General features: G+C 60.6%; 9 protein-coding genes. 5 read left to right on the top strand and 4 right to left on the bottom strand.

The features are described 5' to 3' along the window. Window positions 1–85 precede the first annotated feature (85 nt). Window positions 86–1,048, bottom strand: a complete 963-nt coding sequence (gene trxB, locus HU811_RS21190; RefSeq protein ID WP_047228640.1) for a thioredoxin-disulfide reductase — start codon at window positions 1,046–1,048, stop codon at window positions 86–88. A 300-nt stretch (window positions 1,049–1,348) separates the two neighbouring features. Between trxB and cysZ the strand changes: the two genes are divergently transcribed. Together cysZ and HU811_RS21180 are read left to right on the top strand one after the other, a co-directional pair. Continuing rightward, the gene (cysZ, locus tag HU811_RS21185) at window positions 1,349–2,104 is read left to right on the top strand and encodes a sulfate transporter CysZ (protein ID WP_092394020.1); all 756 of its coding nucleotides are present in this window, start codon (window positions 1,349–1,351) and stop codon (window positions 2,102–2,104) included. Between the two features lie 39 nt (window positions 2,105–2,143). Continuing rightward, window positions 2,144–3,343, top strand: a complete 1,200-nt coding sequence (locus tag HU811_RS21180) for a glycosyltransferase family 4 protein (RefSeq protein ID WP_186657937.1) — start codon at window positions 2,144–2,146, stop codon at window positions 3,341–3,343. A 118-nt stretch (window positions 3,344–3,461) separates the two neighbouring features. On the opposite strand, the gene HU811_RS21175 is transcribed toward HU811_RS21180, so the two are convergent. The 3 genes from HU811_RS21175 to HU811_RS21165 all read right to left on the bottom strand — a co-directional run bounded on the left by HU811_RS21175 (window position 3,462) and on the right by HU811_RS21165 (window position 5,890). Further along, window positions 3,462–4,565: an NADH:flavin oxidoreductase gene (locus tag HU811_RS21175; protein WP_092394026.1), complete on the bottom strand. Its 1,104-nt coding sequence runs from the start codon at window positions 4,563–4,565 to the stop codon at window positions 3,462–3,464. A 243-nt stretch (window positions 4,566–4,808) separates the two neighbouring features. Beyond that, the gene (locus HU811_RS21170) at window positions 4,809–5,291 is read right to left on the bottom strand and encodes a glutathione peroxidase (RefSeq protein ID WP_092394029.1); all 483 of its coding nucleotides are present in this window, start codon (window positions 5,289–5,291) and stop codon (window positions 4,809–4,811) included. 113 nt (window positions 5,292–5,404) lie between these two features. Continuing rightward, window positions 5,405–5,890: an FKBP-type peptidyl-prolyl cis-trans isomerase gene (locus tag HU811_RS21165; protein ID WP_047228645.1), complete on the bottom strand. Its 486-nt coding sequence runs from the start codon at window positions 5,888–5,890 to the stop codon at window positions 5,405–5,407. Between HU811_RS21165 and HU811_RS21160 the strand changes: the two genes are divergently transcribed. The 3 genes from HU811_RS21160 to yihG are packed head-to-tail and all read left to right on the top strand — an operon-like array spanning window position 5,859 to window position 9,261. Beyond that, the gene (locus tag HU811_RS21160; RefSeq protein WP_092394906.1) at window positions 5,859–6,197 is read left to right on the top strand and encodes a DUF3565 domain-containing protein; all 339 of its coding nucleotides are present in this window, start codon (window positions 5,859–5,861) and stop codon (window positions 6,195–6,197) included. The genes HU811_RS21165 and HU811_RS21160 overlap by 32 nt on opposite strands. Before the next feature lie 58 nt (window positions 6,198–6,255). Further along, a complete protein-coding gene (gene pta / locus HU811_RS21155; protein WP_186657935.1) occupies window positions 6,256–8,355 on the top strand; it encodes a phosphate acetyltransferase in 2,100 nt (699 codons plus the stop codon). Further along, on the top strand, window positions 8,356–9,261 hold the full coding sequence (gene yihG / locus HU811_RS21150; protein ID WP_186657933.1) for a 1-acylglycerol-3-phosphate O-acyltransferase, YihG family: 906 nt from the start codon (window positions 8,356–8,358) through the stop codon (window positions 9,259–9,261). The last annotated feature ends 31 nt before the right edge of the window (window positions 9,262–9,292 follow it).

Below are 9,292 nucleotides of genomic sequence, written 5' to 3'. Positions count from 1 at the left end.
TCGCGAGCAAGCCCGCTCCCACAGGGTTTGCGTGGAGCCTAAGTACAAAAAAACCGGCCGAAGCCGGTTTTTTGTGCCTGTTGAATCAGAACGAAGCGTTCTGCAGACCGTCCAGGTAACGCTCGGTGTCCAGGGCTGCCATGCAACCGGCACCCGCCGAGGTAATCGCCTGACGGTAGACGTGGTCCGCCACGTCGCCGGCCGCGAAGATACCTTCGACGCTGGTGGCGGTGGCGTTGCCGTCGCGGCCGCCCTTGACCACCAGGTAACCGTCCTTGAGTTCCAACTGCCCCTCGAACAACGAAGTGTTCGGGGTGTGGCCGATGGCGATGAATACGCCGTCGACTTTGATCTCGTCAAAGCTGCCGTCGTTGTTCTTCAGACGGGCACCGGTCACGCCCATATTGTCGCCCAGCACTTCATCCAGAGTGGCGTTGAGCTTGAGGATGATCTTGCCTTCAGCCACACGGGCATTGAGCTTGTCGATCAGGATCTTCTCGGCGCGGAAGGTTTCGCGACGGTGGATCAGGGTGACCGTGCTGGCGATGTTGGCCAGGTACAGGGCTTCCTCAACGGCGGTGTTACCACCACCGACCACAGCCACGGGCTTGTTGCGGTAGAAGAAACCGTCGCAGGTGGCGCAGGCGGAAACGCCTTTGCCCATGAAGGCCTCTTCCGATGGCAGGCCCAGGTAACGCGCGCTGGCGCCGGTTGCAATGATCAGGGCATCACAGGTGTAGGTCGCGCTGTCACCGGTCAGGGTGTACGGCTTGGCGGCGAAGTCCACGGCATTGATGTGGTCGAAAACGATCTCGGTCTCGAAGCGCTCGGCGTGCTCTTTCATACGCTCCATCAACACCGGGCCGGTCAGACCGTGGACATCGCCCGGCCAGTTGTCGACTTCGGTGGTGGTGGTCAATTGACCACCGGCTTGCATGCCGGTAATCAGCAACGGCTTGAGGTTGGCACGGGCGGCATAAACCGCAGCGCTGTAACCGGCAGGGCCGGAACCGAGAATAATCACTCGCGAATGACGCACTTCAGACATGACCTGCTCCTGTTGACCGGACCTTGCGGGCCGGAACGCCGGGTGAGCGGCGCGAATAAAAGGGACTGTCGACGCACTTGGGGAAGGCTTGGGTTCGACAGTCCTGAAAAGAATGGGTGCAGCGTATCGAGGGAGCGAAGATTAAGGAAATACGGTTTAACAATCCAGCTCATAGGTGAGCTCTATCCAGATCGGTGAGTTCAATAAACTCGGCAAACGTTGTTACACGCCATGTCGATGCTTTCCCGAGCCCGGCAAAGCCGGTATGGTCGGCGCGTTCATCTTCGCTCGGAGCCTCTTATGCCCGCCCCCGTCCTGTCCGGCCCGCAATATTTGCGAGAAGGACTCAAACTGGTCCTAAGCCCGGGTCTGCGCTTGTTTGTGCTGTTGCCATTGGTGATCAACCTGGTGCTGTTCGTCGGATTGATCTACCTGGCCGCCCATCAGTTCAGCCTTTGGGTCGACACGCTGATGCCGTCGTTACCGGATTGGCTGAGCTTTCTCAACTATGTCCTGTGGCCGCTGTTCGTGGTGCTGGTGGTGCTGATGGTGTTTTTCACCTTCACCATGCTCGCCAATGTCATCGCCGCGCCGTTCAACGGTTTTCTCGCAGAGAAAGTCGAAGTGGTGATCCGTGGCACCGACGATTTCCCGGCCTTCAGTTGGGGCGAGTTGATCGCCATGATCCCTCGCACCTTGGCCCGGGAGGCACGCAAGCTCGGCTACTTCCTGCCCCGCGCCCTGGGCCTGCTGGTGCTGTCCTTCATTCCGGTGATCAATATCGTGGCCGCGCCGTTATGGCTGCTGTTCGGGGTGTGGATGATGGCGATCCAGTACATCGACTACCCGGCGGACAACCACAAGCTGGGCTGGAACGAAATGCTCGCCTGGCTGCGGGAAAAACGCTGGCAGAGCCTGGGTTTTGGCGGCAGCGTGTACCTGGTGCTGCTGATCCCGGTGGTGAACATCCTGATGATGCCCGCGGCGGTGGCCGGGGCGACTTTGTTCTGGGTGCGCGAGCAAGGCGCCGAGACCGCGTTGGCCCGCCAGGGCTGACCGGTCACAAATCCATCATTCAAGCGTCACAATGGCGAAATGGCCCCGGTCGACACTGGGGTCATGACCACACACCTGCATATCACCCTCATCACCGAAACCTTCCCGCCGGAAATCAATGGCGTGGCCAATACCCTGGGCCGCCTGTGCGACGGCTTGCGCGCCCGCGGGCATCAGGTGGAATTGATACGGCCCCGTCAGGTTGGCGACCAACGCCAGGCCGGTGACGAGCAGTTGTTGCTGTGTCGCGGCTGGCCGTTACCGGGGTATCCGGGTTTGCAGTGGGGCCAGGCTTCGATGCACAAACTGCTGCGGCGCTGGAAACGTCATCGCCCGGACGTGCTGTACATTGCCACGGAAGGGCCGCTGGGTTTATCGGCATTGCGGGCGGCCCGGCGCCTGGGCATCTCGGTGGTCAGTGGCTTCCATACCAATTTCCAGCAATACACCCAGCAGTATGGCCTCGGGTTGTTGAGTCGTGCCCTCACCCATTACCTGCGCTGGTTCCACAACCGCTCCAGCCTGACCCTGGTGCCGAGCCTCAGTCAGCGCATGGAGCTGGAACGCCGGCATTTCGAGCGCGTGGCGCTGCTGTCCCGTGGGGTGGACAGCCAATTGTTCCAGCCCATGAAGCGCTCGACAGCCCTGCGTGAAGCCTGGGGCTTGGGCGATGATGACATCGCCGTGATCCATGTCGGGCGCTTGGCACCGGAGAAAAACCTCGGGTTGCTCAAGCGCAGTTTCGACACGCTGTGCAGCGCTTTCCCGCAGCGGCGGATGAAACTGGTGGTGGTCGGTGATGGCCCGCAGCGATTCACCCTGGAGCAGGAACTGCCCGACGCGATCTTCTGTGGTTCACAACGTGGCGAAGCGCTGGCCTGCCACTATGCGTCCGGGGATGTATTCGTCTTTCCGAGCCTGACCGAAACCTTCGGCAATGTGGTGCTGGAGGCGCTGGCGTCCGGGTTGGGTGTGGTGGCCTATGATCAGGCCGCGGCGGCGCAACACATCCGTCACGGTCACAACGGTGTACTGGCCATGCCGGGGGATGAAGAGGCGTTCTGCGAAGCGGCCCGCTGGCTACTGGAGGAGCGTGAAACCTTGCGTTGCGTGCGGCTCAATGCGCGCCAGCATGCCAGTCGCCAGGGCTGGCCATCGGTGATCGAGCAGTTCGAGACGCAATTGCGTGGGGTTTGTCAGATCGAGTCAACGTTGCCTCACGTGGTGTCACCTCGCTGAAAAGCATCGCGGGCAAGCCTTGCTCCCACATTTATCTTCAGTAAGCACACTATTTGTGAGCGACTGATAGCTCTGTGGGAGCAAGGCTTGCCCGCGATGAGGCCCTATAAAGCGCCGCTTAAACCAGTGTCATCAACGCCTCACGGCTGAACGGCAAGATCTCCTGTTCCCGGCCTTCACGCACTTTTTGCGCCCAATCCGGATCTACCAGCAGCGCTCGCCCCACCGCCACCAAGTCGAACTCATCATTGTTCAGGCGCTCCAGCAGTTTCTCCAGGCTGGCCGGTTGCGCGACTTTGTCGGTGTTGACCATAAACTGCAGGAACTCGCCATCCAGGCCAACGCTGCCGACGGTGATGGTTGGCTTGCCGGTCAGCTTGCGGGTCCAGCCCGCCAGATTCAGTTCGGAGCCTTCGAATTCAGGCTCCCAGAAGCGACGTGTCGAGCAATGGAAAATATCCACACCGGCCTCGGCCAAAGGCTTGAGGAAGTCGCCCAAGGCCTCTGGCGTTTGCACCAGGCGCGCGGTGTAGTCCTGCTGCTTCCATTGGGAGAAACGGAAGATGATCGGGAACCCTTCACCTACCGCAGCACGCACGGCGCGGATCAGTTCGATGGCGAAACGCGAACGGTTGGCCAGACTTCCACCGTAACCGTCGGTGCGCTGGTTGCTGCCCTCCCAGAAGAACTGGTCCACCAGGTAGCCATGGGCGCCGTGGATCTCCACGCCGTCCATGCCGATGCTCTGGGCGTCTTTCGCCGCCTGGGCGAACGCTGCAATGACTTCGTCGATATCCGCCTGGGTCATGCCGTGAACCACGACCTGGCCGTCCTTGAGTTTTTCCGACGGGCCATAGCCCGGCACGCTGGCGTCCGGCTCAGTCCCCAAGCGCCGCACGTTACCTACGTGCCAGAGCTGCGGAACGATCTTGCCGCCTTCGGCATGCACTGCATCAACCACTTGCTTCCAGCCGGCCAGCGCGGCATCGCCGTAAAAATGCGGCACGTTCGGATAACCGTTGGAGGCCTTGTGCCCGACGGTCGTGCCTTCGGTGATGATCAGACCGACGCCGGCCGCCGCGCGACGGCGGTAATACTCCACGACCTTGGCGTTCGGCACGCCGCCTGGGGAAAAGGAGCGAGTCATCGGCGCCATCACTACCCGGGTCGGCAGCTCCAGCGCACCGAGATGGAAGGGTTTGAACAAGGCTTTTACAGGCATGGGACACTCCACGGAAACAAGGTCGCAGGTCGAATATGACAGCGATAATATGGACCGTGGAGAGCAATGGATAGCACTATTGATTTGAATGATTGTGGATCAAAAGGAAGGTGTGTAGGAGCTGTCGAGTGCAACGAAGCTGCGATCTTTCCCCTGACACTTGAGTCTCAAGTGAAAGAGCAAAGGATCGTCCGAACGCGGCCCGAGCCTTCGGCATCTCCTACCTCTGCAAATTCCCGGGAATCAAGCCAACGCTTTTTCAATAGCCTGGATCACGGCCGGATCATCCGGCGCCGTGCGCGGTGAGAAACGCGCCAGCACCCGCCCGTCCTTGCCCAGCAGGAACTTCTCGAAGTTCCAGGTGATGTCCCCCGGAAACTCGGCCCCCTCGCCTGCCAGCAGACGGTACAACTGATGACGGTCCTGCCCGTTCACTTCCAGCTTGCTGGACAACGGGAACGTCACACCATAATTGAGGCTGCAGAAATCCTGGATTTCCTGTTCCGTTCCCGGCTCTTGTCCGGCGAACTGGTTGCAAGGCAGGCCCAGCACACAGAAACCCTTGGCCTTGTATTGCTGATAGAGGTTTTCCAACGCAGCGTACTGAGGTGTCAGGCCACATTTGGAGGCGACATTGACCACCAGCACGACTTGCCCCTTGAACGGCGCCAGATCAAGTTCCTGACCATCCAGGGCTTTAAGTTTAAGGTCGTGAAAAGCACTCATGACGAACTCCAGGTTTGCGGATCTTTTCGAACAGCCATGGACGATGCTAACAGCAACCGACTAAAAAGGCGCCGTAAGGCGCCTTTCCAGTTCACTTGAGCGTAGCGCACAAATCAGTGGTGATGACCACCTTCGCCATGGACGTGACCATGGGCGATTTCTTCCTGGCTGGCATCACGAATGTCGACGATCTTGACCTGGAAGTTCAAGCGCTGACCGGCCAACGGGTGGTTGCCGTCAACGGTGACGTCATCGCCTTCCAAGTCGCGGATGGTGACGATCTGCATCTGGCCATCGGGTGCCGAAGCGTGGAACTGCATGCCTACTTCCAGCTCATCCACGCCCTCGAACATGCTGCGGCTCAGGGTGCTGACCAGCTCGGCGGAGTATTCGCCATAAGCATCTTCCGGCTCAACGGTAACGTTCAGTTCGTCACCGGAAGTTTTGCCTTCCAGGGCTTTTTCCAGACCCTGAATGATGTTGCCTGCGCCATGCAGGTAGACCAGCGGAGCGCCGCCGGCAGAGCTGTCGATGACCTCACCAGCGTCGTTGGTCAGGGTATAGTCGATGGAGACAGCCTTATTGGCGGCGATCAGCATGGGGCGAGACCTTTTGCATAAGAATGAAGAACGGACAAGTCTAAACAAGGATTTGCCCGAAAGCGAACGGAACCCGGACAAACGGCCCTGCTCGAACAGACCGACGGTCACAGGCTTTCACCAGGACGAGGACGGGCACTGGGTGGCCGAGCTGTCCTGCGGCCATACGCAGCACCTGCGCCACCAGCCACCATGGCAATCACGCAGCTGGGTGCTGGACCCTGTCCAGCGTACTGAAAAAATTGGCCAGCCCTTTGACTGCGGCTGGTGCGCACAGGCCCCGGTTAGCGATAACCTTGGCGCCTGAATTGACGGTAGACGGCAGTTATAGCCTCGCCTTTGCCATGCACCTTTAGAGAATCCGCATGCAAACTTTTTTTATCGCGCCCACCGATTTTGGTGTGGGTCTGACCTCCATCAGCCTCGGGCTGGTGCGTACACTCGAACGAGCCGGGCTGAAAGTCGGTTTTTTCAAACCCATCGCCCAGCCCCACCCCGGCGATACCGGACCGGAACGCTCCACCGAACTGGTGGCCCGCACCCACGGCCTCAAGCCTCCACAGCCGCTGGGCCTGGCGCACGTCGAACGCATGCTGGGCGACGGCCAGCTCGATGAGTTGCTGGAGGAAATCATCACCCTCTACCAGCAGGCCGCCATCGGCAAGGACGTGCTGGTCGTCGAGGGCATGGTCCCGACCCGCAACGCCAGCTATGCCGCGCGGGTCAACCTGCACCTGGCCAAGAGTCTGGACGCCGAGGTCATCCTGGTGTCGGCGCCAGAGAACGAAGTGCTGACCGAGCTTTCCGGTCGCGTTGAACTGCAGGCGCAACTGTTCGGTGGGCCCAAAGACCCGAAAGTCCTCGGCGTGATCCTGAACAAAGTCCGTACCGAGGAAAGCATGGAGGCCTTCTCCGCGCGGCTCAAGGAGCACTCGCCGCTGCTGCGCACTGGCGATTTCCGCCTGCTGGGTTGCATCCCGTTTCGCCCCGAACTCAACGCCCCGCGCACCCGGGACGTGGCCGACCTGATGGGCGCGCAGGTGCTCAATGCCGGCGATTACGAAACCCGGCGCATGAGCAACATCATTATTTGCGCGCGCACCATGCGCAATACCGTGGAGCTGCTCAAGCCCGGCGTGCTGGTGGTGACTCCCGGCGATCGCGACGACATCATCCTGGCTGTGAGCCTGGCAGCGCTCAACGGCGTACCGTTGGCCGGCCTGCTGCTGACCAGCGACACCCTGCCCGACCCGCGCATCATGGACCTGTGTCGAGGCGCCTTGCAGGCGGGGCTTCCGGTGCTGTCGGTCAGTACCGGGTCTTACGACACCGCCAACCTGCTCAATGGCTTGAACAAGGAAATTCCGATCGACGACCGCGAACGTGCGGAGATCATCACCGATTTTGTCGCCAGCCACCTGGATGCCAAATGGCTCCATCAGCGTTGCGGTACGCCACGGGAAATGCGCTTGTCGCCGGCGGTGTTCCGCTACCAATTGATCCAGCGCGCCCAGGCCGCCGACAAACGCATCGTGTTGCCTGAGGGCAGCGAACCGCTGACTGTCCAGGCTGCCGCCATTTGCCAGGCCCGAGGCATCGCGCGCTGCGTGCTGCTGGCCAAACCGGCGGACGTCGAGGCCGTGGCTCGTGCCCAGGGCATCGAACTGCCGCCGGGGCTGGAGATCCTCGACCCGGATTCGATTCGCGAGCGTTACGTTGAACCGATGGTGCGGCTGCGCAAGAGCAAAAGCCTGAACGCCCCGATGGCCGAGCAGCAACTGGAAGACACCGTGGTGATCGGCACCATGATGCTGGCGCTCGATGAGGTCGACGGGCTGGTGTCCGGCGTTATTCATTCCACCGCCAACACCATCCGTCCAGCCTTGCAACTGATCAAGACCGCCCCGGGATGCTCGTTGGTGTCTTCGGTATTTTTCATGCTGTTTCCCGAAGAAGTGCTGGTCTATGGCGACTGCGTGATGAACCCGCATCCCAGCGCCGCGGAGCTGGCGGAGATTGCCCTGCAAAGCGCCGACTCGGCTGCCGCGTTCGGCATCACGCCACGGGTGGCCATGCTCAGCTATTCCAGCGGCGAGTCGGCCAGCGGCGAAGAGGTGGAGAAAGTCCGCGAAGCCACTCTGCTGGCCCACGAGGCGCAACACGGCTTGCTGATCGACGGGCCGCTGCAATACGACGCCGCCGCCAACGAAACCGTGGCCCGACAACTGGCGCCCAATAGCCAGGTGGCCGGCCGGGCGACGGTGTTCATCTTCCCGGACCTGAACACCGGCAACACCACCCACAAGGCCGTGCAACGCAGCGCCAATTGCGTCAGCCTCGGGCCCATGCTGCAAGGCCTGCGCAAACCCGTAAACGACTTGCCGCGCGGCGCTCAGGTCGACGACATCGTGTACACCATCGCCCTGACCGCGATCCAGGCCGCCAACCGACCCATGGATATTTAAATGCTGGATTTCCTGCCTGCTCCTGTGCGCGGCGTCATTGCCTCGCTGCTGTTGGCGTTGAACACCATCGCCTGCTGCACCCCGCTGTTCATCGTGGCAATCTTCAAGCTGTTGCTGCCCTTCCCCGCCGCCCAGCGTTTCACCGACTGGCTGATGGGCCACATTCATGAAGCCTGGATCAGCAACAACAAGGCCTGGATGAACCTGCTGCGCCGCACCCGCTGGAACCTCAGCGGCCTGGAAGGTCTGGACTACCAGCACTCCTACCTGATCACCAGCAACCACCAGAGTTGGGTCGACATCATGGTGTTGCAGTACGTGCTGAACCGGCGCATTCGTCCATTGAAGTTCTTTCTCAAGCAGGAACTGATCTGGGTACCGGTGATCGGCCTGGCCTGGTGGGCCCTGGGGTTCCCGTTCATGAAGCGCTACTCCAAGGCTTACTTGGAGAAGTACCCGGAAAAGAAAGGCAAGGACCTGGAAACCACCCGCAAGACCTGCGCGAAATTTCGCAACAACCCCGTGGGCATCTTCAACTTCGTTGAAGGCACACGCTTCACCGAAGGCAAACATGCCCAGCAACAGTCACCGTTTCGCTACCTGCTCAAACCCAAGGCCGGAGGCATTGCGTTTGTGCTCGATGCCATGGGCGAACAGCTGGAGTCGATCATCAACGTGACCATCCACTATCCGGCCGGCCGGCCGGGATACTGGGACTTACTGTGCGGGAAAGTTGACGAAGTGGTGGTGCATTTCCAGGAACTGCAGATCCCGCCGCAGTTCATTGGCAGGAACTACGACCAGGACGGCGCCTATCGCCTGGAGTTCCAGGGCTGGATCAACCAGCTATGGCAGGACAAGGATGCGTTGCTTGAGCAGATGCATCGCGAGTATCCCTCCATTTAAAATCAAAAGATCGCAGCCTTCGGCAGCTCCT

This window comes from Pseudomonas tehranensis (assembly GCF_014268615.1).
In the GTDB taxonomy this organism is placed as follows: Bacteria; Pseudomonadota; Gammaproteobacteria; order Pseudomonadales; family Pseudomonadaceae; genus Aquipseudomonas; species Aquipseudomonas tehranensis.
The sequence above is the reverse complement of the archived record's forward strand: the minus strand, read 5'-3'. Positions and strand labels throughout refer to the sequence as shown.